Here is a 24,195-nt window from a genome sequence, read left to right as displayed (position 1 = left end):
TGGTGTCGCGCGGGTCGGGACTCTGGTGTCGCGCGGGTCGGGACTCTGGTGTCGCGCGGGTCAGGACTCTGGTGTCGCGCAGGTCGGGACTCTGGTGTCGCGCAGGTCGGGACTCTGGTGTCGCGCAGGTCGGGACTCTGGTGTCGCGCAGGTCGGGACTCTGGTGTCGCGCAGGTCGGGACTCTGGTGTCGCGCGGGTCAGGACTCTGGTGTCGCGCGGGTCAGGACTCTGGTGTCGCGCGGGTCAGGACTCTGGTGTCGCGCGGGTCGGGATTCTGGTGTCGCGTGGGTCAGGAGATCTGCTCGACGGCTGAGGTGCCGTTGCCCTCGCGGGACTCCCACTCCCAGGTCTCGTCGAGCCGCACCCGGCCGTCCGGCAGCGTGCTCACTCTGGACACGCAGTGCCCGGAGTTGGTTTCGCCGTCGGTGTTCAGTTGGACGTAGCGGAAGTCGACGGTGTCGCCGTCGCGGGTCCCGACCAGGTGCCCGCGGCGGATCGCCCCGCCCCGGTAGTCGCCCCAGACCTGGCCGTCCTCCTCGTAGTAGGTGAACGTGGTCGCCGGGGTGATCTCGCCGCCGGCCACGTCCACGAGCGCCCTGAACCGCAGCCCGTTGAGTGAAGTCATGATCGAATTCTCCCAGAACGCCTATCATTTCCGGATGCTCACGCGAGAACGTCTTGTCGAGTGGATGCGGGCGCGGTACGGGTGGCGCCATATCGAGCGGCGCGTGTCCGACCTCGGGTACGCCTACTCCATCGACACCCAGCCGGACGAGTACCTCGACGGCGACCAGAGCGCGATGACATACGGGAACGGGCCACTGATCGTCATCAAGAGCAGCGGGGCGGTGTGGAGCTTCGGCTCCAACCCGATGTTCCTGCCGATCTACCAGGCCAGGTCCGAGGACGAGTTCGTCCGGGCGCTGAGCGCTCTGCCCGCCGGTGCCCCGCACGAGTACGTACCGCTCGGTTAGCCGCTACATCTGGAGGAAGGGCGGCGTCTCGCCGTCCCATTCGGGCCGGTCGAGGCCGTTGAGCGCCTCCACGATCTTCTTCTCCTCGTAGCGGAAGTGCGTCTCCATCACGGCGGCCAGGCCGTCGAGCTCGGTGCGCACCGCCTCGGGGTCGGCGGCCGTCTCCAGCCCGTCGACCAGCTTCTCCAGCTTGCCGATGATCCACGACATCATGCCGTGGTCGCTGCGCAGCTGGGTCAGGACGGGACGCAGTTCGGGGTAGGCGTCCTCCAGCACGGGGAAGGCGCCGTGGTCTTCGCCGGTGTGGTGGGTCTCCAGGGCCGAGCAGAACGTCAGGCAGTGGGCCCGCAGCTCCCGGGGGCGCACGCCCCCGCCGTCGAGATAGGCGTCGACATCGTCGCGCAGGTGGGCGAGCTCGTCCCGGAGCCAGGCATGGACCTCGATCAGCTGGCTGCCGAAGGCCATGAGGCGGTCGGTGGAATTCAGGGTGTTTCCCGTTTGTGTCGGCGCCTCCATGCCCGCGACGACCTGTTTGCCGGGTGCACGCGACGCTGAGACGGGATTTCACCAGGCATCGTCATGATCGTCAAGCCCGGCCCCGCACCGGACCCACCCGGTGCGGGATCGGCGGCGAGCCTCAGATGCCGAGGGTCTCGGCGGCCAGCGCGGTGCCCTGGACGCGCGCCGCGACCTTGGCGAACGCGGTCTCGCGCGAGGTGGAGGTGTCGTCGGCGAACGGCGAGAAGCCGCAGTCGTCGCAGGTGCCGAGCCGCTCGGCCGGCAGGTGCCGGGCCGCGGCGAGCGTGCGGTCGCGCACCTCTTCGGGGGTCTCGACGCGGGGGTCGATGGGGTCGATGACGCCGACGAAGATCCGGGCGTCGGGACGCAGGTGCTCGGCGGCCAGCCTCAGCACCCGCTCGGGGTCGGGCTCGCTGGCCAGCTGGACGTAGAAGTTGCCCACCGGGAGGCCGAGCAGGCCCGGAAGCAGGCCCGCGTAATCGATGTCGAGGCTGTGGGTGGAGTCCTGGTCGCCCCCGGGGCACGTGTGGACGCCGATGCGCGCCCGCTCGTCCTCGGTGAAGCGTTCGAGCACCCGGGTGATCAGCGCGAGGAAGTCGGCGAGCACCCCGCCGCTCGGGTCGAGCTTGAGCGCCAGGCGTCCCTCGGTGAAGTCGAGCTGGACGACATGGGCCCCGGCCTCCAGGCAGCGGCGGATGTCGGCCTCGGACTCGGCGACCAGGTCCTGGAGGAACTTGTCGCGCGGGTAGTCGTCCAGGCCGTCGGCCGGGTACAGCAGGCTGAGCGCCGACGGGGCGATCACCGCCTGCTTGACCGGGACGGTCGCGTGCCGCTGGGCCGCGCGGAGGTAGTGGTCGGCGTGCACCTGGTAGCGGAAGGGGCCCGCGGTGAGACGGGGCAACTGGCGGTGGTGGCCGTCGGCGAAGGGGATGACGGCCCCGTCCGGCGCCAGGGTGTCCAGCCCGGTCAGCGGATAGGTCGCGAAGCTCGGCTTGGTCTGTTCGCCGTCGGTGACGACGGGGGATCCGGCCTGTTCGAAACGGCGGATCGTGTCGGCCACGGCCCGGTCCTGGGCGGCGGCGTCGTTCATCTCCTGCAAGAGTTCGGCGGACCTGGGGACGCTGCCGATCGGCTCTGTGGGGATGCTCATTGCGCGAGCGTAAATAACGAACTGTTGCCGATCAATCACGGCACGCGACCGTAATTCCGGTTTCGGTGGACCGGCTCAGGGGGGCCACCCGGCGCCCCAATGACGCCGGGTGGAATGGAACGGTTCAGGACTCGTACGGGTCCTTGCCCTCGGCCAACCGGGTCGCCATGCCCTTCAGGGCCTCCAGCGCGACGTAGTAGGGCATCGGGCCGAACGAGATCCGCGCGACGCCGAGCTCGGCCAGCCGGGCCGGGCCGGCCCCCGGCAGGCAGTTGACGTTGACTGGCGCGGGGATCTCCTTGGTCAGCGCGGCGATCGCGTCCTCGGACGAGGCCATGATCGCGTAGATGCAGTCGGCCCCGGCCTCGGCGTAGCGGACACCGCGCTCGACGGCGATCGGCAGCGGGTCGTTCAGGCCGAGGACGAACGGGTCCACCCGGGCGTTGATCACCAGATCGACGCCCGCGTCGCGGCAGGCGGCCCGGAGCGCGGCGATGCGGTCGGCCTGCTCGGAGACGTCGACCATCGCCCCCTTGGCGTGGTCGGTGTCCTCGAAGTTGAAGCCCGAGGCCCCGATGGCCACGAGCCGGTCGACCAGTTCGCGCGGGGCGAGGCCATATCCGGCCTCGGCGTCCACCGTCACGGGGACGTCCACCGCCTTGATCACGCGCTCGGCCGCGGCGAACATCTCCTCGGCGGGCGCGCCCTCGTGGTCGGGATGGCCGAGCATGGCCGAGATCGCGGCGCTGGCCGTCGCGAGCACCGGGAACCCGGCCTCCGCGACGACCTTCGCGCTGGCCGCGTCCCACACGTTGGGAAGGATCAGCGGCTCGCCCGGCCGGTGCAGTTCGCGAAGCCGCGCGGCCTTCTCGTCAGGGGTCACAGAGCTCTCCTCATTTTCGGAAGCGGTCACCAGGAGGACCTGACAGGACCCCGGTTTGTGACACTCTTCCGCATGCGGTTCGCTCAGTGCCGCGCGAGGGCGCGGTGGATCCTGACGGGCTGGGTGGGCTCGCCGTCCTGGGGGTTCGGTTCGGGCTTGATGCCACCGGCCACGATCTTGTCCAGGACGTCCAGGCCCTTGGTGACCTTGCCGAACACCGTGTAGGCGGGCGGGATGTTCGCGTGGGAGTGGACGAAGAAGAACTGGCTGCTGTTGGTGTCGGGTCCCCAGTTGCCCATGGCGACCGTCCCGCGCGGGTAGGTCTCCTTGCCGGTCAACTCGTCGGCGAACTTGTACCCGGGGCCGCCCTCTTCGGCGCGGTAGATGTCGCCGCACTGCAGCACGCCCAGCCGCGGCGAGTTCGTCAGCCGCCAGCACCGGGTGTCGTTGAAAAACTTCTGCCTGGTCAGGCTGAGGAAGTTGTGGACGGTGCACGGCGCGGCCTTGCGGTCCATCAGGAACTCGATCTCGCCGAAGTTCGTCCTCAGCGTGATCTCGATCGTGCCGCGCGTCTTGGCGCGGTCGCGCGGCGGGCGCACCGGCTTGGCCGCCGGGTTCTCCGGCGTCGGGACGAACTCGCAGTCGACCTTGCTCCCCTGGCTCTGGCTCGGCGCGGGCGGGGCGGACGGCGCGTCCGCGTGGGCGGCGACGCCGGACGGCAGCGTGGCGACGAGGACGGCGGCGAGGGCGGGAACGGCCAGACGCGTTTTCATGGGCCCCACACTAGGGAGCGTCCCGGCTCTTGATCACTGGCAAGACCCGACGAAACGCGATTCCGGACGCCGATTTCCCGGATCGATGGGGCAGAGTGAATTGTCCGCCCGATCGGCTACCGTCGGCAGTGTCCGGCGCACCGTCGGCCGGGCGCCGACGCCCCGCACGCGAACCAGGGAGTGTCCATGCTGCCGTGGTCCACCGAACTCGCCGGCCGCCTTGATGAGCACCTCGTCACCAGCGAGCTCCTGCGCGACAACCCGCTCAAGGACCCGCACGAGCGTCCGCTCCTGGTGTACGTGCCACCCGGTTACGACGACGACCCGGGGCGCCGCTTCCCGTCCGTCTACGTGATCACCGGTTTCACCGGGCATGTGGGCATCTGGCGCAACCGCGTCCCGTTCCGGCAGCCCTTCCCCGAGACCGCCGACGCCGTCTTCGCCCGCGGCGAGGCCCCGCCCGCCCTGGTGATCTTCGTGGACGCCTGGACGGCCTACGGCGGCAGCCAGTACGTCGACTCCCCCGGCACCGGGCGCTACCACTCCTACCTCTGCGACGAGATCGTCCCGTGGGTCGACGCGAACTACCGCACGCTGAACGCCCCCGAGCACCGGGCGATCAGCGGCAAGTCCAGCGGCGGCTACGGCGCGATGATCACCCCGATGCTCCGTCCCGACCTGTTCGGCGCGCTGGCCACGCACGCGGGCGACGCGCTGTTCGAGTACTGCTACCTGCCCGAGTTCCCCAAGTGCGTCCGGCATCTCGACCGCTACGACGGCGACCTGAGCACCTGGTGGGACGACTTCAACTCCCGGGTCTCGTTCACCAAGCCCGAAGACATGGACCTTCTCAACCTCCTCGGCATGGCGGCCTGCTACTCGGCGGGCGAGGACGGCACCCCCGCGCTGCCCTTCGACACCGCCACCGGCCTGCTGCGCGAGGAGACCTGGGAACGCTGGCTCGCCTGGGACCCCGTCCGGATGGTGCCGGACAAGGCCGACGCGATGCTCGCGCAGCGCGCGATCTGGATCGACGGCGGCCGGCGCGACGAGTGGTACCTCGACGTCGGCGCCCGCGCCTTCCGCCAGGTCCTTCTCGACACGGGGGTCAAGGACGACGTGATCCACTTCGAGCTCTTCGACGCCGCCCACGGGGGCATCGACTACCGCTACCCGCTCGCCCTGGCGTGGCTCTGCCGCCGCATCGCGCCGTAGAAGCCCATGCGCCGCCGTTCGGATCGTCCCAGCCCAGGGCCGTGTTTCAGAATGTTCATGGGGGCCCTCACCCGAATTGAAAATTCAGGGTCGCGCCGACGCGTTGACACCGACCGTCACGCGGTGTGCACTTCTCGAATCCTGAGGCCGTTCGGGCGGATGTCGCGACAGGCGCACCGGCCGCGGCCCCTTGGAGGCGTCATGAGAACACCCGCCCTCGCCGCCGCCCTCGTGCTCGCCGCATCGACGAGCACCATCTCCCTGCAGTTCGCGCCGCCGCCGCCCGCCCGGGCCCTGCCCAAGGACGTCGTCGAACGCTCGGCGCCCAAGCCGAGACCACCCGCCGCCGATCCGGCCCGTCCCGACGTCCCCGCCAAGGCCCCGCTCAAGCGCGCCCCGGTGATCGCCGAGGCCGAGAAGTACGCGGCCTCACTTCCCGAAGCCGCGACGGCACCTCTCCCTAGTGTCGCCCGCTCCCGTCCCGGCGTTACGGTCGCCCCGTCCGCCTGCCTCGCCGCCAAGCCCCCGGGAACCGCTCCCAAGACCGACGACGGAACCCCAGCCGCACCCGGCACCACCACCCCGGGCAACACCACCCCCGGTGCGACCACCCCCGGGTCCGAACCCGCCACCGGTGCGACCACCCCGGGCACCACCACGCCCGGGGTGACTGCCCCCGGGTCCGAACCCGCCACCGGCGCGACCGCACCCGGCGCAACGGCCCCGGGCACCCGCGCACCCGGTGCAACCACCCCCGGGGTGACTGCTCCCGGGTCCGAACCCGCCTTTGGCGCGACCGCACCCGGAGCGACCACGCCCGAGACAGGCGTCACCCCCGGCGCGACCGCACCCGGAGCAGAGGCCGCCTCCGGCGCGAACACACCCGGGGTGACCGCCCCCAAGGCAGGTGCCGCCCCCCGCACGATCACACCCGGGGCGACCGTCCCCGAGGCAAAGGCGGTTCTCGGCGCGGCCTCGGCCAAGTCCGAAGAGGACACCGTCACCGGGGAGAACACACCCGTCCCGCCGGGGAACGAGCGCACGCCCGAGACCAAGCGGGCTCCCGCGCAGTACGACTTCTCCAAGCCCAACATCGTGGCGCCCAGGCTCCAGGTCCCGTGGGGCCTGGCGTTCCTCCCGGACGGGAGCGCGCTGGTGTCCGAGCGGGGCACCGCGCGAATCCTCAAGCTGCGTCCCGGCTCGGCGGCAGAGCCGGTCGGCACGGTCCCCGGCGTCTCGGCGTCCGGTGAGGGAGGGCTGCTCGGCATCGCCGTGTCCCCCGAATACGCGCAGGACGGCCTCGTCTACGCCTACTTCACGTCCTCCTCCGACAACCGCATCGTGCGGTTCAAGCTCGGCGGGACGATCACGCCCCAGGTGGTGCGGTCGGGCATTCCCAAGTCCAGCATCCACAACGGCGGGCGCATCGCGTTCGGCCCGGACGGCATGCTCTACGCCGGGACGGGCGACGCCGCCACCACGTCGAACGCCCAGAACCCGGCCAGCCTCGCGGGCAAGATCCTGCGGATGACGCCGGACGGGCAGGCCCCCGCTGACAACCCGACCGCGGGTTCGCTCGTCTACTCCCTGGGACACCGCAACGTGCAGGGCCTGGCCTGGGGTCAGGGCCGGATGTACGCGGCGGAGTTCGGGCAGAACCGGTTCGACGAGATCAACGAGATCGTCGCGGGCGGGAACTACGGCTGGCCCAACGTCGAGGGGACGGGCGGCGGCCCGACCTACCGCGACCCGATCGTGGTCTGGGCGACCTCGGAGGCCTCTCCGAGCGGCCTGGCGTTCTCCTGCGACCGCCTCTACGCGGCGGCCCTGCGGGGAACCAGGCTGTGGCAGGTTCCGTTGAACGGTGAGACGCCCACGTCCGCGCTCCAGGGCGCGTACGGACGGTTGCGCACGGTGTCGGTCGGGCCGGACGGTTGGCTCTGGGTCACGACCAGTAACCGGGACGGACGGGGCAGCCCCACCCCCGACGACGATCGCGTCGTTCGATTCCCGCCGGTCGCGGGAGCCCCGACTGGGGGTTGACTGGGCCACGTCACCGCAGGTCAGAGGGTGGTTTCAGAACATCCATCGACCAAGTGACGAACATTGAAAATCTAGTCTCAAATGGATTCATTGACACCATGTAGCGGTTAGCGGTGCACTTCAGGACAACTCACTTGCCAGTGAGTTGTTCGATTCAGGTCGTGCGATGCGGGCCGCCAGCTCGCATCGAGCGCCCCGTGTCCCCCGCCACGGGCGCCCGCGGATGCGGTCAACCCCCGCCTGGCCGCATCCGCGTCAACCTGGAACGCGGGCTCCTCAGTCAACCGTCCGGCCGAATATCACTACCCCGCGGAGCCACTCCCACAAGGACCCTTCTCGGGGCCGGGTTCCGCCGGGCCAGTGAAAGGAGCACCCACCGTGCGACACCAGACCGCGCTTGGGGCCGCAGCCATCGCCGCGGGCCTCGCCGTGGCGATGTCCTCGCCCGCCACCGGTGCGGAGTCCCGCACCGCTCCCGCTTCCCCCTCTCCGTCGCAGGCCGCCGCGAAGTCCGCCGACCGGCTGATCGCGTCCGCCCCGGCGAAGTTCTTCGCGTCGCCCAAGGACAAGATCGTCCGCCTCGGCGTCACGTCAGGGTCCGGTGGCATCCAGTACGTCTCGTATGACCGCACCCACGCCGGGCTCCCGGTCGTCGGCGGTGACTTCGTCGTCGCCACCGACTCCGCCGGCAAGGTGCTGAGCACCTCGGTGAACCAGACCGCGCCGCTGTCGGTCGACACCTCCCCGAAGGTCGCCAAGGGCAAGGCGTCCGACATCTCCCGCAGCCGCGTCCGCGACGTCAAGATCAGCCGCGTGTCCGACCCGAGGCTGAAGGTCCTGGCCGAGGGCAACGGCCGGCTCGTCTACGACACCCTCGCCGAGGGCTCCTACGGCATCGCCGACGGCAACCGCCCGACGTCCCAGCACATCCTCGTCGACGCCAAGTCCGGCAAGGTCGTGCGCAGCTGGGACACCATCCAGGGCGCCGACGACGACAAGAGCTACTACCACGGCGGCAGCAGCAAGCCGACGAGCATCAACACCACCTCGTCCGGCGGCCGGTTCTCGATGAAGGACTCCACACGGCCCGGCGTCAGCTGCGCCAACCAGAGCGGCCAGGTCCTCACCAGCACCGACGACGCCTGGGGCAACTCCGGCGGCACCGACCTCGAAACGGCCTGCGTCGACGCCATGAAGGCGGCCGGGGCCCAGTTCGACATGGTCAAGGGCTGGTTGGAGCGCAACGGCCTGGACGGCCGCGGCAACGGCTGGCCGATGCGCGTCGGCCTCAACCAGGCCAACGCCTTCTGGAACGGCCGCTACGCCAACTTCGGCCGCAACTCCGCCGGCACCCGCCAGGTCACGCCGACCGACGTCGTCGCCCATGAGCTCGGCCACGGCATCTTCCAGTTCACCCCGGGTGGCTCCGGCAGCTCCAACGAGGCCGGCGGCCTCAACGAGTCGACCGGCGACATCTTCGGCTCGCTGACCGAGTGGTACCTCAAGGAGCCCAAGGTCACCGAGCAGATCAGCGGCACGACCGCCGTCCTGAACTACGACACCCCCGACTACCTGATCGGTGAGGAGGTCGACCTGGTCGGCAGCGGCCCGATCCGCAACATGTACGACCCGAAGCAGATCCGCAACAACCCCAACTGCTTCACCTCCCAGGTGCCCGGCATGGAGGTCCACGCCGCGGCCGGAGTGCAGAACCACTGGTTCTACCTGCTCGCCGAGGGCTCCAACGCCAACGACCCGAGCAACGGACGGCCCAACAGCCCGACCTGCAACAACAAGACGGTCAGCGGCGTCGGCGTCCAGAAGGCCGGACGGATCTTCATGGAGACCCTGAACCTGAAGACCAGCAGCTGGACGCACTCCACCGCACGCAAGACCTCGCTCCAGGCCGTCCTCAACCTCAAGAAGGTCGGCAAGGCCACCTGCGAGGACTTCACCAAGACCCGCGACGCCTGGAACGCCGTGAGCGTCCCCGCGGCCAGCGGCGAGCCCTCGGGCTGCACGAACTAATCGCCCCGAGCGGCCGTACGGGGTGATATCTCGGCCCACCCCGTACGGCCGCCCCTCCCCTCGCCGTGGTCGACCACCCCACCGGTCGACCAAGGCACACCCTCCCCACCGCCATGACCAGCCCCCCACCGGCTGGCCAAGGCACGTAACCGCCCTGGTCGGCCACCCCACCGGCTGGCCAAGGCCCCCCATTCGCCCTGGTCGGCCACCCCACTGGCCTGCCAAGGCACGCCCCAACCGCTCTGGTCGGCCACCCCCACCGGCTGGCCAGGGCGGCCCCCGACCGCCGTGGTCGGCCACCCCACCGGCCGGCCAAGGCGCCTCCCTGTTCGGCCCCCGCTCACGACAAGGAGAATCCATGCGCTCCCGCCTGCTCGCCCTGGCCGGCGCCGCACTCGGCGTCACCGCCCTGGCCGCCACCACCGCGGCCGCCACCCCGTCCTCCACCGCCGCGACCCGCGCCGCCGCGGCACCGGACATCTCGCTGACCAACGTCAAGGCCCACCTGTCGCAGCTGCAGACGATCTCCAACAACAACGGCGGCAACCGCGCCCACGGCAGCCGCGGCTTCAAGGCCTCGGCCGACTACGTCAAGGCCAAACTGGACGCCGCCGGATTCACCACCGCGCTCCAGCAGTTCACCTACAACGGCGCCACCGGTTACAACGTGATCGCCGACTGGCCCGGCGGCGACTCCAACCAGATCCTCATGGCCGGTGCGCACCTCGACAGCGTCCGCGCCGGAGCCGGGATCAACGACAACGGGTCGGGCACCGCCGCCGTCCTGGAGACCGCACTCGCCGTGGCGCGCTCCGGCTACAAGCCCCAGAAGCACCTGCGCTTCGCCTGGTGGGGCGCCGAGGAGCTCGGCCTGGTCGGCTCGAACTACTACGTCCGCAACCTGCCGACCACCGAACGCTCGAAGGTCAAGGGCTACCTGAACTTCGACATGGTCGGCTCGCCCAACGCCGGCTACTTCGTCTACGACGGCGACAACTCCGACGGCACCGGCTCGGGCCCCGGCCCGGCGGGCTCGGCGGAGATCGAGAAGGTCATCCAGGGCTACTTCTCGAAGATCAACGTCACCACCAGGGGCACCGACTTCGACGGCCGCTCCGACTACGGGCCCTTCATCCGCGCGGGCATCCCCGCCGGAGGCACCTTCACCGGCGCCGAGGGCCGCAAGACCACCGAGCAGGCCAGGCTCTGGGGCGGCACCGCCGGACAGGCGTTCGACCGGTGCTACCACGCGTCCTGCGACACCACCAGCAACATCAACGACACCGCGCTGGACCGCAACTCCGACGCCATCGCCCACTCCGTGTGGACGCTCGGCGGCGGCTCCTGACCAACGGCCCCAGCCCCCACGGGTCCCCGGCGTCACCCCACCGGTGCCGGGGGCCCGTCCTTTTGGCGACAATAGGGGCATGTGCCGAAGCATCAAGACTCTCCGCCCGCCCTACTCCGAGGACGTCACCGAGGAGGACATGCGCGCCGCCGCCCTCCAGTACGTCCGCAAGATCTCCGGCTTCCGGGCCCCCGCCGCCCACAACGCCGAAGCCTTCGAACGCGCCGTCACCGAGATAGCCGAGAGCACCGCCGCCCTCCTGGCCACCCTGGAAGTCCGGGGCAAAGCCTCGTAGGGCCTCGACGGGCAGAGGCGAACTCAGCGGGTGAGGGGCTAGCCGACACAGTCCTGGCGGGTGGAGGCGAGGCCGATCTCCGACACGGACTTGCCGTTCAGGGTGAACAGGAACTGGGCGCGCGAGCCCCCGGGGACGTTCGCGACCCAGCCGGACGGCGTCCGCTCGGCCTTCGGGTAGGCCCGGCGCACCGCCGCGGCGGGCGACCCCACCTTGAGCCCCTCGGGGGTCTTCACCCCGCGGGGCGCGAAGATCACCGCGATCCCGTCACGCTGGGACGCGTACAGGCTCACGCTGTCGCCGGGCGTCGGGTAGGCCCGCAGGCCGAAGCCGGTACAGGCGCCGCCCCCGGTGGCCTTCTTGTCACCGAGCTCGCCGGTGCCCTGGGCGTCCTCGACGGACATGCCGAGCCGGAGCTTGCCCAGCCCGGACGGCCCGAGCACCTTGGCTCCCGGCCCGGGCGCGGGCGACTCGGCGTCCGGTCCGGGCTTGGCCGGGACAGCCGCCACCGCCTTCTTCTTCGACTTCGACTTCTTCTTGCCGTCGGAGCCGCCGCAGCCGGCCAGCGCCAGCGCGACGACGGCCGTGACTGCGGTGACTCTCAGGATCGGCTGCTTCATCGGGCCCTCCGAGAACGGAACGATCACGTGCCTTCCCCGCCTACGACAGGTTCGGCACCCGATCGGTTCCGGCTCGAACGGCCTTGTTACCAACGGGTTATTCGGCGGCCACCAGCTCGGCGATCTGCACCGCGTTGAGCGCGGCGCCCTTGCGCAGGTTGTCGCCGGCGCAGAACAGCGCGAGCCCGTTCTCGGCCGTCTCGTCCCGCCGGATTCGTCCGACAAAGGTGGAGTCGCGGCCCGCGGCCTGGAGCGGCGTCGGAATGTCCGACAGCACCACGCCGGGCGCGCCCGACAGCAGCTCGCTGGCCCGCTCGGGGCTCAGCGGACGCTCGAACCGGGCGTTGACCTGCAGCGAGTGGCCGGTGAACACCGGGACGCGCACGCAGGTGCCCGAGACCTTCAGCCCCGGAAGCTCCAGAATCTTGCGGCTCTCGTTGCGGAGCTTCTGCTCCTCGTCGGTTTCGGCGAGCCCGTCGTCCACGATCGCCCCGGCCATCGGCAGGACGTTGAACGCGATCGGCCGCGCGTAGACCTGCGGCTCGGGGAACTCCACGGCCGAGCCGTCGTGGGTCAGCCGGTCGGCGCTCTCCACGACCTTCTTGGCCTGCTCGTGCAGCTCGGCCACACCGTTCAGCCCGCTGCCCGACACCGCCTGGTAGCTGGCCACGACCATCGAGATCAGCCCGGCCTCCTCGTGCAACGGCCGCAGCACCGGCATCGCGGCCATCGTCGTGCAGTTGGGGTTGGCGATGATCCCCTTGGGCCGCACCGCCGCGGCGTGCGGGTTCACCTCGGACACCACCAGCGGGACCTCGGGGTCCATCCGCCAGGCGGACGAGTTGTCGATCACGACCGCCCCGGCCGCCGCCACCACGGGCGCCAGTTCCTTGGAACTGGTCTTGCCCGCCGAGAACAGGACGATGTCAAGGCCGCTGTAGTCGGACGCCGACGCGTCCTCCACCGTGACCTCGCCGTCCTTCCAGGGCAGCCGCCGCCCCGCCGAACGCGCGGAGGCGAACAGCCGAAGCTCCTCCACCGGGAACCCGCGTTCGGCCAGGATCTTGAGCATCACGCCCCCGACCTGCCCGGTGGCACCGACGATCCCGATTCTCATCCCGTTCCTCCAGCTCGCAGACAACCACCCCCGACGTTATCCGCTCCCCCACCACCCCCGTCCAACCGATTCCCCGCCAACACACACCGCTACCCGCCGACTACACGGCCGCCGGCTTGGACCAGTCAGAGGCCGTCGGCCCATGCCAGGCCGCGCACGTCCGGCACAAGAGGCACCGGTTCCGCGCTCAGGCGGCGGTGTATCGCGAGCGTATTGAAAAACGGATACGTCGCCGCAACAGCCGTCCGGCTTGGGTTGAGGGGTGAACTACAGCGCATCGTCTGCTGGGAAGGGTCTGTGATCGTGGGTTCGGATTCCGTTAATGGCGTCAACCGGCGACGGCTGCTCGGGTGGGGCGGGCTGGCGGCCGCCGGCGCCGTGGCGGCCGGTGCGCCGCTGCTGGGAGGTCGGCCCGACCGCTCCGCCGTGGCCGCGGCCAACTCCGATGCGATCCCGCCGGACACCCGTCCCGGGGGCGCCTATGACCGGTACGTGGCGAAGCTCGCCGCCGAGGGCAAGTTCTCCGGCGTGGTGATGCTCTCGCACCGAGGCCGGACGGTGCTGTCGCGCAGTTACGGCATGGCCGACAAGGAGAAGGGCATCCCCAACGGGGAGAACATCGCCTTCAGCCTCGCCTCGGCGGGCAAGCCGTTGCACGCGGTGGCGATCCTGCAGCTGGCGCAGCAGGGCAAGCTGAAGCTGTACGACACGGTGGGCACCTTCCTGACGGGGTATGCCAAGGAGATCGCCGAGAAGGTGACCATCCACCACATGCTCACCGGGACGTCCGGGATGAAGACCCCGGACGAGGACGTGAAGCGCATCTTCCAGAGCCAGAAGGAAGTGCACGAGTTCTACGAGCGGTGGGCCCGGCAGGCCACGCCGGAGGCCCCTCCCGGCACCTCCAGCAGCCACTCCGGCGCCGAGGTGGCCATCCCCGCGCAGATCATCGAGGCCGTGACCGGCCAAACGTACTGGGACTATGTCCAGGAGAACATCTTCAAGCGCTGCGGCATGACCGGTTCGGGGTTCTACACCCGTCCGCAGTGGCTCACCGACGCGCACATCGCCCACCCGTACATGCAACTTTCCGACGGCAGCTATGTGGACGCGGTCCGCAACCTGGACAAGGGCAGCCCGAGCCCGTTCCTGCTGGGCAAGAACCCAGGCCGCGCCTTCATCGACGCCCCGGGGGACGGCGGTTTCGCCACCGCGCCGGACCTGGTCAAGTTCGCACGCGCGCTGAGCGACGGCACACTGCTGGACCGGCACTACGCCGAGTTGTTCACCGGGCCCAAGCTCCCCCTCGCCCCCGAGGGAGGGGGCGGTCTGGCCGCCAAGCGGTCGGCCGCCGCGAAGCGCGCGGCCTCCGCCGACGCCTCGTTCGGCGCCTACCAGATGCCGGTCAGCATCGTCAGCGGCCAATGGGTATGGGCCCGCGCCGGAGCCAACCCCGGAGTCGGCGCCAACTGGACCATCTACCCCGACACCGGCTGGGTCGGCGTCATCCTGATCAACCGTGACGGCGCGCCGCTATGGGAGATCACCGAGCAGGAGACCCGAGCCGTCACCGGCCAGAGCTGACACACGCCCCGACCAAGGCGATCTCCAGTGCGTGCCCGGCCTTATGGGGCACGCACTGGAGGCCGTTGTGGACGCGTCCGCGGTCAGCGCCATGGGCCTGATCAATTCCGCCGCCACATATCGTCGGCATATCAAAAATCCCATACACCCTCGCAACAGCCCGTCGCCTTGACTGGAAGCATGCACCAAATCCAGTCATCGCAAAAGGCACCACGCAAGACCTCTCTAATTATTGGCATCGCCTTGATCATCGTTGTGGCAACGGTCGGTGTGGCCGTCTTCTACCAGTCACAGAATTCCTCGCCCTCTTCGTCGGTGTCCAGCGACTCCTCCGTCGCACCACCACCGTTGCAGCGCGAGAAGCGCGCCGCGTCCGGAAAGACCACCAGCCCCAAGCGCCGGACGGCGGTCGGCCAGGCAGACGGGGTCGTCCCCGCCGGGGTAACGGTCTTCGCCGACTCGATGCCGGCCGTTTCCAATCTCGATCCAGACCTCCTCAAGGCCCTCCGCCGGGCCGCGACGGACGCCGCGGACGACGGGATCACGTTCTACGTCAACAGCGGCTGGCGTTCCCCGGCATACCAGAATCAGCTTCTCCGCAAAGCGGTCTCCAAATACGGATCCAAAGAAGCGGCCGCCCGATGGGTGTCCACCGCGGGGACCTCACTCCACGTGAAAGGAAAGGCGGTGGACATCGGACAGTTCAATGCCACGACGTGGCTGTCCGAACACGGCGCGACATACGGGCTGTGCCAGATCTACAGGAACGAACCTTGGCACTACGAACTGCGCACCAGCGCAGCCGAACGTGGTTGCCCGCGCATGTACGCCGACCCCACCCAGGACCCGAGGATGCAGCAGTGACCGTCACTGACACGACGATGCAGTTGGAAACGTTGGAAACCCGACCGGACGCCACCGCTCCCCGGCCCACCGGCCTCCACCGGGCACCTTCAACCCGCTTCCGGCAGGCCGCCCCCTGGAAACGCGGTCTGATACTCGCCTCCCTGGCGCTGCTGCTCGGCCTGCTCATGATGCTGCACGCGCAGTTCCCGAACCGGATCGGCAACCTCGGCAGCCTGCTGGAGACCTTCCTGCCGTGGTTCGGCCTGTTCATCCCGGTGCTGCTGGCCGGTGCCCTGTGGCGCCGCTCCGCGTCCGCGATGCTCGCACTCCTGCTGCCCGTCGCGGTGTGGCTGAGCCTGTTCGGCGGGCTGCTCACCGACAAGTCCCACGCGGGCGGCGACGTCACCGTGGCCAGCCACAACGTCGGCGCCGCCAACTCCGACCCGTCCGGCACCGCCCGCAAACTGATCGCCTCCGGCGCCCACGTCCTGGCCCTCCAGGAAATAACCGAGCAGGCCCGAAGCACCTACGAGAAGGAACTCGCCAAGGCGTACCCGTACCACACGGTGCAGAACACGGTCGGCCTGTGGAGCAAGCTGCCGCTGTCCAACACCAAGCCGGTCGACACGATGATCGACTACGGCCCGCTGGCGTCCACCAAGTCGGACGAAGACAAGATGGCCTCCACCCGTGCGCTGCGCACGACGGTAGCCACAAGCAAGGGCCCGCTGGCGGTATACGTGGCCCACCTAGGATCAGTACGAGTGAATCCCCGCGGAGGCTTCTCAACAGGCCACCGCGACCGAGGCGTCCAAGCGCTCGGCAAAGCCATAGCCACCGAACGAAACCCCCGAACGGTACTGCTAGGCGACCTGAACGGCACCACCACCGACCGCGCCTTCAAAGCCCTAACCTCACAAATGCGCTCGACCCAGACCACAGCCGGCGACGGCTTCGGCTTCACCTGGCCCGCGAAATTCCCCATAGCCCGAATCGACCAGATCCTCGTCAAAGGCGTCGCACCAACGAGCTCCTGGGTCCTCCCCACCACCGGCAGCGACCACCTACCGGTAGCAGCCGCAATCAAATGGTGACCGCCCAAAGGATGCCCGCCGGACCACCAGAGCTAGCTTCGATCCTGGTCCGCGCGAGTGCGTTCGACGAATGCGAGCACTTCGCGGGCCTTCTCGTACCAGTACTCGTCACCGGTTTCTAGAAAAATCTCTACCGCCTGTGTCGTTACCGACACCGCCTCGCTGTGCCGTCCCGCATCCCTCAAGGCATCCCCCAGGTTGTTCAGCGCCATGCCTTCGCCGTGCCGGTCACGAGTCTCGCGGCAGATGTCCAGGTCCTGCTGGTGGGCGGTGATGGCCTCCTGGAACCGCCGCACCCCGCGAAACGCGATCCCGAGTCCTTCTAGTGCTGCGGCTTGACCGGGCGGTCACCGGTACGGCGGGCGGTGTCCAGCGCCAGGGTGTTGAGGTCGAGTTGTTCGTGGAACAGGCGCCGCCAGTCCAGGAACGGCCCCAGGGCGATGGTGATTCCCCGAGTATGAGCGGGTGGAGGGTGGCGGCGGTGTGGGCGACGGCGTTCAGGTTGGGTAGTTCGATGTCCAGCCACGCCAGGGCTTGCTCCCGGTCGGCGAAGATCCGCCCCGGGCCGGGCGCCTTTCGCCCTCGGCGATCAGGTGCGCCTCGGCCAGCGCCTCCACCGTCGTCAGCACCTGCTCCTCTGGCAGACCGGTGAGGGCAGCGATCGCCGGAGTGGGCACCTGAGGGCCAGGGTTCACGGTCATCAACCGCAGCACCCGCTGCTGCGCCGGCGCCAGGCACTCATACGACAGCCGCAGCACCGCGTCCACCTCCCCCAAAACTGCCGGGTCAGCCTCCAACCTGGCGACAGTGGCGGCGAGTGGCTTGCGGGGGTGCGCGGCCAGCAACGCCGCGACCACCTCAATCGCCAGCGGCAAGCCCCCGCACAGCCCCACCACCCGTTCAGCGTCCGCCTCCTGCGCGATGAGGCGAGGATCGGGGCGGCCGGCCTTGAGCTCCAGCAACCGCGCCAACATCTCCATACCTTCGGCGGGCTGCAGGACGTCCAGGTCCAGGAGACGGCCGCCTAGGCGGGGCGGGGTGTGCCGGGAGGTCACGATCACCGACCCCACCCCCGGCAGCAGTTCAGCAACGGGGGTGTCGGGAGAGGCGTTGTCCAGCACCACCAGCACCGCACGGCCCTCAGCCCTATAGGCGTGCAGCACCGCCCGGTACAACTCCGCCCGCTCCTCCACCTCGTTCGGGACGTGCTCGCCGGGCACACCGAGCCGACGCAGCAGCCGGCCCAGTGCCGTCCCGGCGTCCAGTCGCTGGTCAGGCTCGTAACCGTGCAGGTTGATCGCCAGCACCCCACCCGGAAACCAGCCACGGGCCAGACCCGTGTGCGCGGCCTGGACAGCCAGCTCGGTCTTCCCGACGCCGCCCAACCCAGCCACTGCCGACACCCGCGCGACCACGCCAGACGCCGACACTGGATCCACCAGTGCGAGCAATTCCTCCAGCACGGGGCCACGGCCGACGAACTCCGGCGCAGGGGGCCGCAGCCCGTTCACCCCCGAAGGCACCGCGGTCGGAAGGGTGAACGCCACGTTGCCGTGGACGTCGCGGAACTGGAACACCGAACCGACCGAAGCCGCACTCATGGTGTTGTCAGTGGCATCGGCACGCCGTGCGTCCATGACAAGCATTTTCAACCCCGGCACCCACAACCGACGGGGAAAAGCCGGATCCGCCCGCAACCGGACAACGCCCGGCCCGCCCGGTGCCGGAGGTATTCCGGCAGGCCGTTGGGCGTGGGAGTAGCTCGCGGGGGCCCAAGGGGCCGTCGTTAATGGTGGAGAGTTGGGCTCATGTTGCTGTGTACCCCCTACCGGATTCGAACCGGCGCTACCGCCTTGAAAGGGCGGCGTCCTAGGCCGCTAGACGAAGGGGGCCTGGGGTGGCCCGTGGGCCACTTGACCTGCCCAGCATAGGGGACAACTTGGCCGGGCGCATAAACGGTTAGTTGCCTCGGGGGGAAGCGCTGGTGGTGGGGCTGGGCCACTGGGAGGGCGGGAGGGACGGGAAGGTGGGAGTGACGGTTGGGGCTGGGAGGGGCTGGGTTGGGGTGATGGGGCGATCGGGGGTGGGTTCCAGGTGGCGTTCGATCTGGGCTGAGGAGAGGCCCAGGCCGCCTAGGCGGATGTCGTCCCAGCCCTGGAGGCGGTGGGTGGAGCGGCTGAAGTAGAGGACGGAGAGCTCGATGGGGGTGGGTTCTTCCTTTTCCAGGCCGCGGAGGCCGGCGCCGCCGGTGCTGCCCTGGACGAAGAGGCGGGTTCCGGTGGGGAGGAGCTTGGTCGTTCGTTTGTGGGCGTGGCCGGAGAGGATGAGGGGGGTGGTGCCGGTGAAGCCCTCGCCCTGGTTGGGGTCGTGGACGATGGCGAGGTCGGGGGTGCTGCCCGCGTCGCGGAGTTTCTGGGCCTGCTGGATGCCCTGGGCGCGGAGTTGGTCGGCGCCTACGTCGTCGTCGCGGGTGGTTTTGTCGGGGGTGAAGCGGGGGTCGCCTACGCCGTAGATGCGGAGGCCCTGGATTTCGCGGGTGGTTCCGTCCAGGACGACGGCGTTCTTCTGGCGGGTCACGGCCTGCTGAGTGCTGCGGGAATCGTGGTTGCCGCGGATGAAGACATAGGGGATGCGCAGGGACGCGATCTCGTCGGCGAAGCGGTCTTCGGGCTTGCTGCCGTGGTCGGTGAGGTCGCCGCTGTCGATGATCAGGTTGGCCTGGAACTGGGTGCTGACCGAGCGCAGGACGGAGAAGGCCGCCGGGTTGAGGTGGATGTCGGAGACGTGGATGACGCGGAGCGTGGTGGGGTCGGGCTCGTAGGTGGGGAGGGTGGACGTCGCGGCGTAGAGCTTGGAGACGTTGCCGACGAGGTGGGCGAGCTGGGCGCGGTAGGCGGAGAAGCGCTCGACGATGTTGCGGGTGTCGCCGACGACCTGGGGGGCGTTGGCCAGGAGGCCGGTGTACTGGGGTTCGGCCACCGATTGCGGGTTGAAGGTCGTCCAGGCCAGGACGGCGGTGGCGAGCATCCCGGCGGCGGTGACGCCGAGTCCGGCCAGGGCGCGGCGCCAGGAGCGGAAGGCGACCAGGCCCGCGAGGAAGCCGGTGACCAGGGCCAGCAGGACGGCGCGGACCAGCAGGACGATCACTCCGTGGCGGAGCTCCCCGGCGATCTGGTCGGTGGTGCGGTCGAGCGCGGCGTCGTTCTCGATCAGTTCGCGGGCGGGTCCGGGACGCAGTTCGGTGACGCTGGCCTCCAGGGCGAGGGGGCCGTCGTGGCTGTTCAGATGCAAGGAGCCCAGGGGCGGGAGCTGGATCGTGGTGCCGCCGTTCCAGGTGAGGTGGAACGACAGGGACACGTCGGTCGGGCCTACCGGGGTCTCGACCCTGCCCCCGAGTAGCAGGCCGACCAGACCCCCGGCCAGGCCGACGGTGATGACGGCGAGCACCCGGGACGTCTTGCGGACGCGTGGCCCTTTGAGCCAGTCGGGAAGGCGGGCGTTCGGACGGCGAATGATCCGCGCGGTCGGACGTCGCACGAAGTCTCCCTGTGTCGAGCAGAATGGCCAGCGTGATCGAAATGTCGCGAGGGGCGTTCGAGGATCTCGTGGGCGAGGCCCTCGACACCGTCCCGCCCGAGCTGACCGCGCACATGCGCAACGTCGTCATCGTCGTCGAGGACGAGGCGCCCGAGCCCGGCCTGCTCGGTCTGTATCAGGGCGTACCCCTCACCGAGCGCGGCGACTGGTACGCGGGCGTACTGCCCGATCACATTTCGATCTACCGTCGCGAGATCCTTGAGATCTGCGAGTCGCCCGAAGAGGTGGTGGACGAGGTGCGGATCACGGTCGTCCACGAGATCGCGCACCACTTCGGGATCGACGACGACCGCCTGCACGAGCTCGGCTACTGAGCGGTGAGAGTCCTGTGGCTCTTGAGGCAAAGCGTTTCACGAATTGGGCACGGTAGGTCACAAAACTGCCACGCAGCGTGAGTTAATAGGGGGACGTCCGAACCGGGCGAAACTGATCTGGAGCGCGCGTGGCGGGAAGGCAGACCGGCCGGCATCGGCGTCCGCCGGAACAGCAGGCCACCTACCGCGAGGTCTTCGCGGTAGGAGAGTTCCGCGCGCTGTGGCTGGCTCAGGCTCTGTCGTACATCGGCGACCAGCTCGCGCAGGTGGCGCTGGCCGTGCTGGTCTACCACCGCACGGGGTCGGCCTTGCTGACGGCGGTGACGTATGCGCTGACCTACATACCGCCGATCGTGGGCGGGCCGGTGTTGTCCGGGCTGGCCGACATGTTCCCGCGGCGCACCGTGATGGTGGTGTGCGACGTAGTGCGCGCGGCGCTTGTGGCGTTGATGGCGCTGAAGGCGATGCCTTTCCCGGTGCTGTGCGCGCTGGTGTTCGTGACCGTTCTGCTGGGGGCGCCGTTCACGGCGGCGCGGGCGGCGCTGCTGCCGGACGTCCTGCGCGGTGACCGGTATGTCGCGGGTTCGGCGATCAACAACATCACCCATCAGGCGACGCAGATGCTCGGCTTCCTGGCCGGGGGCGCGCTCGTGGCCGTCGTGGGGACGTATGAGGCGCTGGCGATCGACTCGCTGACGTTCGGGGCCTCGGCGGTGATCCTTGTGGCGGGTCTGCGTCCGAGGGCGGTGCCCAAGCGTCCCGAGCGGGAGGCGCTGGCGCTGTGGCGCGGCACCCGGGACGGCGCGCGCATGGTCTTCGGCGACCCGACCCTGCGGGCGCTGGTCTCTTTTGCCTGGTTGTGCGGCTTTTATGTGATTCCGGAGGGGCTTGCCGCGCCGTATGCGGCGACCTTCGACGACAGCGCCGTGACCGTCGGGGTGCTGATGTCGGCGATGCCGACGGGGATGGTCGTCGGAGCGTTCCTTTTCAGCAGGTTCGTCCGGCCGACCAACCGGATCCGGGCCATGGGCTGGATGTCGATGCTGGCCTGCGCGCCGCTCATCGGGTCGGGCACGCATCCGCCGCTGTGGGGGGTGGTGGTGCTCTGGGCCCTGGCGGGCGTCGGCAGCGCCTACCAGCTGGCGGCCAACGCCGCGTTCGTGGCGGCCGTCCCGCCGTCCGGACGCGGGCAGGCGTTCGGGCTGGCCCAGTCGGGCATCCTGGCCGCCCAGGGCGTGGGCATCCTGATCGCCGGGGCCGCCGCCCAGGCGCTCGGCCCGGAGACCGTCGTGGCGCTGGCGGGCGTCATGGGGTTGTCGGTCGCGGCGATGCTGACGCTGTCATGGAACGCCGAGCGCGGCGGCGTCATCGCGTCCATGCGCGACCGTCCCGAGGAGGACGGAGAGGACGAGCCCGTCAAGGTCCGGGTCGTCGCGGGGGCCCACGAGGTGCCCGAGCGCTTCGGGCAGAACGGGCACTCGAACGGCGACCACCCGTCCGAGAGCCGCACCCCCGAGGTGCGGCCCTCCGCGTCGGCCTAGCACGCGCTCAGGCGCGGCTGGTCTTGCCGACGGCGTCCTTGGTCTTGCGGACGGCGTCCTGCACCGCGGGCGACTCGCTGCCCTTCTTGAACAGGTCCTCGGCGATCGAGGTCGAGGCGTCCTCGTCCGGGACGACGAGCCAGGCGATCGCGTACAGCGCCAGCCCGCTGCCGCCGAAGATCGTGAAGACGGCCATGGCCAGGCGGATGATGTTGGGGTCGACGCCGAGGAAGCGTCCGGCGCCGGAGCAGACTCCGGCGACCATGCGCCCGTCCTGGGTGCGTCGCAGCTTCTTGGCGGTGCTCTTCTCAAGGTTCATATCTCGATGGTGCCCATTCGGGAGCGGTCCTGACATCGGGCGCCGCCCTGATTCAACCCTGAGAGCACCCCTGACCGGTTAGCCAGGAAGACGGCGACGTACCCTGACCACGCCCCCGGCTCTGCAGAGAGGACTGGCCATGGACGTGCTTGGCGTGGACGACGGGCTCACCGACGAGGAGCGGATGGTCCGCGACACCGTCCGGGCGTTCGTGGCGGAGAAGATCGCGCCACGGCTGCCGGACTGGTTCGAGACCGGCACGTTCCCCGCCCGCGAGCTGGGCCCCGAACTGGGCAAGATGGGCCTGCTGGGCATGCACCTCGATGGCTACGGCTGCGCCGGGATGAGCGCCGTCGCATACGGGGTGGCGTGCCGCGAGCTGGAGGCGGGCGACTCGGGCCTGCGCAGCTTCGTGTCCGTCCAGGGCTCCCTGGCCATGGCCGCGATCCACAAGTACGGGTCCGAGGAGCAGAAGAACCAGTGGCTGCCGCGCATGGCGTCCGGCGAGGCCATCGGGTGCTTCGGGCTGACCGAGCCCGACCGCGGCTCCGATCCCGGCGACATGCTCACGCGCGCGCGGCGCGACGGCTCCGACTGGGTCCTGAACGGCACCAAGATGTGGATCACCAACGGCTCCCTCGCGGACGTCGCCGTCGTCTGGGCCAGGACCGAGGACGAGGGCATCAAGGGCTTCCTCGTCCCGTCCGGCACTCCCGGCTTCACCAGCGCCGACATCCACCAGAAGCTGTCCCTGCGGGCCTCGGTCACCTCCGAGCTGGCGCTGGACGACGTGCGCCTGCCGTCCGACGCCGTCCTGCCGGGCGTCCGCGGGCTGAAGGGCCCGCTCGGCTGCCTGTCCGAGGCCCGCTACGGCATCCTCTGGGGCGCGATCGGCGCGGGCCGCTCCTGCTACGAGACGGCCGTCGAGTACGCCAAGACCCGCGAGCAGTTCGGCAAGCCGATCGGGGCGTTCCAGCTCACCCAGGAGAAGCTCGCCTGGATGGAGGTCGCCCTGGGCCAGGCCGGGCTGGTCGCCCTCCACGTCGGCCGCCTGAAAGACCGCGGCGAGGTCACCCCGCAGCAGGTCTCCTTCGGCAAGCTCGCCAACGTCCGCGCCGCCCTCGACGTCGCCCGCCAGGCCCGCACCATCCTCGGCGCCAACGGCATCACGCTCGAATACCCGGTCATCCGTCACATGAACAACCTGGAGAGCGTCCTGACCTACGAGGGCACCCAGGAGATGCACACCCTCGTCCTGGGCCAGGCCATCACCGGCCTGGCCGCCTTCCGCTGACCGCCGCGAACGCCTCGCGTCACGAGGAGGTGGACGCCCGGTAGGTGAGGATGACGATGCCCGACTTCAGGGGCTGGGTGTCGACCAGGTCGAAGGTGGCCGTGCTGCCCTCGCCGAACAGCAGGTCGCCGGTGCCGCCGTTGCGGAGCAGGAAGGGATACACCCACAGGCGCAGCTCGTCCAGCAGGCCGTGCTCGACCAGGGCGTGGGCGATCTCGCCGAAGCCGTACTGCACGATGTCCTTGCCGGGCTGCTCCTTGAGCCGCTTGATCTCGGCGATCAGGTCGCCGTCGATGACGGTGGTGTTGTTCCACTCCGGGTCGCGCAGCGTGGACGACGCCACGTACTTGTCGATGGAGTTCATCCGGTCGCTGAGGGGGTCCCCCGACCGGGCCTGCCAGACCGGGGCGAAGCCCTCGTAGGTTTTACGCCCCATCAGCACCGCGTCGCAGGACGCCAGCAGCTCGGTCTGGACGGTCCCGCCGGTGCCGTCGTCACCGGGCGTGGACGGCCAGTTCTGCGGGTTCTCGATGACGCCGTCGAGCGTCATGTACGTGGAGTTGATGATCTTACGCATGGTGCGCTCCTTTGAGTCTCAGCGCGCCGGGTGCGCGTCTTCGTCCTGCCCCTCATTCTGGAC

At 69.8% G+C, this 24,195-nt stretch carries 23 protein-coding genes, 1 tRNA gene and 1 pseudogene; 12 read left to right on the top strand and 13 right to left on the bottom strand.

The features are described 5' to 3' along the window. Window positions 1-290: 290 nt before the first annotated feature. Window positions 291-626 (bottom strand): hypothetical protein, encoded by a 336-nt coding sequence (locus ACQPY4_RS03450; RefSeq protein ID WP_433332304.1) that lies wholly within the window; start codon window positions 624-626, stop codon window positions 291-293. A gap of 34 nt (window positions 627-660) precedes the next feature. On the opposite strand from ACQPY4_RS03450, the gene ACQPY4_RS03445 reads away from it, so the two are divergent. After that, window positions 661-975, top strand: coding sequence for a hypothetical protein (locus ACQPY4_RS03445; RefSeq protein WP_433332302.1), 315 nt, complete (start codon window positions 661-663; stop codon window positions 973-975). A gap of 3 nt (window positions 976-978) precedes the next feature. On the opposite strand, the gene ACQPY4_RS03440 is transcribed toward ACQPY4_RS03445, so the two are convergent. The 4 genes from ACQPY4_RS03440 to ACQPY4_RS03425 form a co-directional block, all read right to left on the bottom strand. Beyond that, window positions 979-1,440, bottom strand: coding sequence for a hemerythrin domain-containing protein (locus tag ACQPY4_RS03440; RefSeq protein ID WP_433332300.1), 462 nt, complete (start codon window positions 1,438-1,440; stop codon window positions 979-981). Between the two features lie 172 nt (window positions 1,441-1,612). Then, a complete protein-coding gene (locus ACQPY4_RS03435; protein WP_433332298.1) occupies window positions 1,613-2,644 on the bottom strand; it encodes a 5-methyltetrahydropteroyltriglutamate--homocysteine methyltransferase in 1,032 nt (343 codons plus the stop codon). 124 nt (window positions 2,645-2,768) lie between these two features. After that, window positions 2,769-3,527: an isocitrate lyase/PEP mutase family protein gene (locus ACQPY4_RS03430; RefSeq protein WP_433332296.1), complete on the bottom strand. Its 759-nt coding sequence runs from the start codon at window positions 3,525-3,527 to the stop codon at window positions 2,769-2,771. Window positions 3,528-3,610: 83 nt separating this feature from the next. After that, entirely contained in the window at window positions 3,611-4,300 is a 690-nt protein-coding gene (locus ACQPY4_RS03425) for a peptidylprolyl isomerase (RefSeq protein WP_433332294.1), read from the bottom strand. Window positions 4,301-4,486: 186 nt separating this feature from the next. Here ACQPY4_RS03425 and ACQPY4_RS03420 point away from each other — a divergent pair, with 186 nt between their 5' ends. The 5 genes from ACQPY4_RS03420 (at window position 4,487) to ACQPY4_RS03400 (ending at window position 11,229) form a co-directional block, all read left to right on the top strand. Further along, a complete protein-coding gene (locus tag ACQPY4_RS03420; RefSeq protein ID WP_433332292.1) occupies window positions 4,487-5,515 on the top strand; it encodes an alpha/beta hydrolase in 1,029 nt (342 codons plus the stop codon). A gap of 201 nt (window positions 5,516-5,716) precedes the next feature. After that, window positions 5,717-7,558 carry a PQQ-dependent sugar dehydrogenase gene (locus ACQPY4_RS03415; RefSeq protein WP_433332290.1) on the top strand — a complete coding sequence of 614 codons (1,842 nt, stop codon included), beginning with the start codon at window positions 5,717-5,719 and terminating at the stop codon, window positions 7,556-7,558. Between the two features lie 378 nt (window positions 7,559-7,936). Next, on the top strand, window positions 7,937-9,586 hold the full coding sequence (locus ACQPY4_RS03410) for a M4 family metallopeptidase (RefSeq protein ID WP_433332288.1): 1,650 nt from the start codon (window positions 7,937-7,939) through the stop codon (window positions 9,584-9,586). Between the two features lie 358 nt (window positions 9,587-9,944). Next, the gene (locus ACQPY4_RS03405) at window positions 9,945-10,934 is read left to right on the top strand and encodes a M28 family metallopeptidase (protein ID WP_433332286.1); all 990 of its coding nucleotides are present in this window, start codon (window positions 9,945-9,947) and stop codon (window positions 10,932-10,934) included. Between the two features lie 79 nt (window positions 10,935-11,013). After that, the gene (locus ACQPY4_RS03400; RefSeq protein ID WP_433332284.1) at window positions 11,014-11,229 is read left to right on the top strand and encodes a DUF2277 domain-containing protein; all 216 of its coding nucleotides are present in this window, start codon (window positions 11,014-11,016) and stop codon (window positions 11,227-11,229) included. Between the two features lie 38 nt (window positions 11,230-11,267). Here the strand turns inward: ACQPY4_RS03400 and ACQPY4_RS03395 are convergent, their stop codons facing one another. Both ACQPY4_RS03395 and ACQPY4_RS03390 read right to left on the bottom strand, forming a co-directional pair. Further along, window positions 11,268-11,849, bottom strand: a complete 582-nt coding sequence (locus tag ACQPY4_RS03395) for a hypothetical protein (RefSeq protein WP_433332282.1) — start codon at window positions 11,847-11,849, stop codon at window positions 11,268-11,270. A gap of 97 nt (window positions 11,850-11,946) precedes the next feature. Then, the gene (locus ACQPY4_RS03390; RefSeq protein ID WP_433332280.1) at window positions 11,947-12,966 is read right to left on the bottom strand and encodes an aspartate-semialdehyde dehydrogenase; all 1,020 of its coding nucleotides are present in this window, start codon (window positions 12,964-12,966) and stop codon (window positions 11,947-11,949) included. A 303-nt stretch (window positions 12,967-13,269) separates the two neighbouring features. Between ACQPY4_RS03390 and ACQPY4_RS03385 the strand changes: the two genes are divergently transcribed. The 3 genes from ACQPY4_RS03385 to ACQPY4_RS03375 all read left to right on the top strand — a co-directional run bounded on the left by ACQPY4_RS03385 (window position 13,270) and on the right by ACQPY4_RS03375 (window position 16,490). Then, a complete protein-coding gene (locus ACQPY4_RS03385; RefSeq protein WP_433332278.1) occupies window positions 13,270-14,550 on the top strand; it encodes a serine hydrolase domain-containing protein in 1,281 nt (426 codons plus the stop codon). A 180-nt stretch (window positions 14,551-14,730) separates the two neighbouring features. After that, a complete protein-coding gene (locus tag ACQPY4_RS03380) occupies window positions 14,731-15,414 on the top strand; it encodes a M15 family metallopeptidase (RefSeq protein ID WP_433332276.1) in 684 nt (227 codons plus the stop codon). Next, the gene (locus ACQPY4_RS03375; protein WP_433332274.1) at window positions 15,411-16,490 is read left to right on the top strand and encodes an endonuclease/exonuclease/phosphatase family protein; all 1,080 of its coding nucleotides are present in this window, start codon (window positions 15,411-15,413) and stop codon (window positions 16,488-16,490) included. The genes ACQPY4_RS03380 and ACQPY4_RS03375 overlap by 4 nt, the downstream gene beginning before the upstream one ends. A 32-nt stretch (window positions 16,491-16,522) precedes the next feature. On the opposite strand, the pseudogene ACQPY4_RS03370 reads toward ACQPY4_RS03375, so the two are convergent. The 4 genes and pseudogenes from ACQPY4_RS03370 to ACQPY4_RS03355 form a co-directional block, all read right to left on the bottom strand. Beyond that, a pseudogene (locus ACQPY4_RS03370) lies at window positions 16,523-16,813 on the bottom strand (tetratricopeptide repeat protein); the annotation flags it as partial. A 174-nt stretch (window positions 16,814-16,987) separates the two neighbouring features. Beyond that, window positions 16,988-18,127, bottom strand: a complete 1,140-nt coding sequence (locus ACQPY4_RS03365; RefSeq protein WP_433332272.1) for a hypothetical protein — start codon at window positions 18,125-18,127, stop codon at window positions 16,988-16,990. Between the two features lie 182 nt (window positions 18,128-18,309). Next, window positions 18,310-18,382 (bottom strand) — tRNA-Glu (locus tag ACQPY4_RS03360). Window positions 18,383-18,449: 67 nt separating this feature from the next. Continuing rightward, window positions 18,450-20,027, bottom strand: coding sequence for a metallophosphoesterase family protein (locus ACQPY4_RS03355; protein ID WP_433332270.1), 1,578 nt, complete (start codon window positions 20,025-20,027; stop codon window positions 18,450-18,452). A gap of 32 nt (window positions 20,028-20,059) precedes the next feature. On the opposite strand from ACQPY4_RS03355, the gene ACQPY4_RS03350 reads away from it, so the two are divergent. Both ACQPY4_RS03350 and ACQPY4_RS03345 read left to right on the top strand, forming a co-directional pair. After that, the gene (locus ACQPY4_RS03350) at window positions 20,060-20,401 is read left to right on the top strand and encodes a metallopeptidase family protein (RefSeq protein ID WP_433332268.1); all 342 of its coding nucleotides are present in this window, start codon (window positions 20,060-20,062) and stop codon (window positions 20,399-20,401) included. Window positions 20,402-20,529: 128 nt separating this feature from the next. Further along, window positions 20,530-21,942: an MFS transporter gene (locus tag ACQPY4_RS03345; RefSeq protein ID WP_433332266.1), complete on the top strand. Its 1,413-nt coding sequence runs from the start codon at window positions 20,530-20,532 to the stop codon at window positions 21,940-21,942. A gap of 7 nt (window positions 21,943-21,949) precedes the next feature. Here the strand turns inward: ACQPY4_RS03345 and ACQPY4_RS03340 are convergent, their stop codons facing one another. Further along, a complete protein-coding gene (locus ACQPY4_RS03340; protein ID WP_433332264.1) occupies window positions 21,950-22,261 on the bottom strand; it encodes a PspC domain-containing protein in 312 nt (103 codons plus the stop codon). A 139-nt stretch (window positions 22,262-22,400) separates the two neighbouring features. Here ACQPY4_RS03340 and ACQPY4_RS03335 point away from each other — a divergent pair, with 139 nt between their 5' ends. Next, entirely contained in the window at window positions 22,401-23,555 is a 1,155-nt protein-coding gene (locus ACQPY4_RS03335; RefSeq protein ID WP_433332262.1) for an acyl-CoA dehydrogenase family protein, read from the top strand. Between the two features lie 19 nt (window positions 23,556-23,574). Here the strand turns inward: ACQPY4_RS03335 and ACQPY4_RS03330 are convergent, their stop codons facing one another. Then, the gene (locus ACQPY4_RS03330) at window positions 23,575-24,132 is read right to left on the bottom strand and encodes a dihydrofolate reductase family protein (protein ID WP_433332260.1); all 558 of its coding nucleotides are present in this window, start codon (window positions 24,130-24,132) and stop codon (window positions 23,575-23,577) included. Between the last annotated feature and the right edge of the window lie 63 nt (window positions 24,133-24,195).

The sequence above is a fragment of the Spirillospora sp. CA-294931 genome, from assembly GCF_050946795.1.
Taxonomy (GTDB): domain Bacteria; phylum Actinomycetota; class Actinomycetes; order Streptosporangiales; family Streptosporangiaceae; genus Spirillospora.
Note: the sequence above shows the minus strand (reverse complement) of the source record. Positions and strands in the feature narration are given on the sequence as shown.

Coding starts and splice junctions, on each gene's coding strand:
- ACQPY4_RS03450 (WP_433332304.1), bottom strand. CDS start 626: ATGACTTCACTCAACGGGCTGCGGTTCAGGGCGCTCGTGGACGTGGCC.
- ACQPY4_RS03445 (WP_433332302.1), top strand. CDS start 661: ATGCTCACGCGAGAACGTCTTGTCGAGTGGATGCGGGCGCGGTACGGG.
- ACQPY4_RS03440 (WP_433332300.1), bottom strand. CDS start 1,440: ATGGCCTTCGGCAGCCAGCTGATCGAGGTCCATGCCTGGCTCCGGGAC.
- ACQPY4_RS03435 (WP_433332298.1), bottom strand. CDS start 2,644: ATGAGCATCCCCACAGAGCCGATCGGCAGCGTCCCCAGGTCCGCCGAA.
- ACQPY4_RS03425 (WP_433332294.1), bottom strand. CDS start 4,300: ATGAAAACGCGTCTGGCCGTTCCCGCCCTCGCCGCCGTCCTCGTCGCC.
- ACQPY4_RS03420 (WP_433332292.1), top strand. CDS start 4,487: ATGCTGCCGTGGTCCACCGAACTCGCCGGCCGCCTTGATGAGCACCTC.
- ACQPY4_RS03415 (WP_433332290.1), top strand. CDS start 5,717: ATGAGAACACCCGCCCTCGCCGCCGCCCTCGTGCTCGCCGCATCGACG.
- ACQPY4_RS03405 (WP_433332286.1), top strand. CDS start 9,945: ATGCGCTCCCGCCTGCTCGCCCTGGCCGGCGCCGCACTCGGCGTCACC.
- ACQPY4_RS03400 (WP_433332284.1), top strand. CDS start 11,014: ATGTGCCGAAGCATCAAGACTCTCCGCCCGCCCTACTCCGAGGACGTC.
- ACQPY4_RS03395 (WP_433332282.1), bottom strand. CDS start 11,849: ATGAAGCAGCCGATCCTGAGAGTCACCGCAGTCACGGCCGTCGTCGCG.
- ACQPY4_RS03390 (WP_433332280.1), bottom strand. CDS start 12,966: ATGAGAATCGGGATCGTCGGTGCCACCGGGCAGGTCGGGGGCGTGATG.
- ACQPY4_RS03380 (WP_433332276.1), top strand. CDS start 14,731: ATGCACCAAATCCAGTCATCGCAAAAGGCACCACGCAAGACCTCTCTA.
- ACQPY4_RS03365 (WP_433332272.1), bottom strand. CDS start 18,127: ATGGACGCACGGCGTGCCGATGCCACTGACAACACCATGAGTGCGGCT.
- ACQPY4_RS03340 (WP_433332264.1), bottom strand. CDS start 22,261: ATGAACCTTGAGAAGAGCACCGCCAAGAAGCTGCGACGCACCCAGGAC.
- ACQPY4_RS03335 (WP_433332262.1), top strand. CDS start 22,401: ATGGACGTGCTTGGCGTGGACGACGGGCTCACCGACGAGGAGCGGATG.
- ACQPY4_RS03330 (WP_433332260.1), bottom strand. CDS start 24,132: ATGCGTAAGATCATCAACTCCACGTACATGACGCTCGACGGCGTCATC.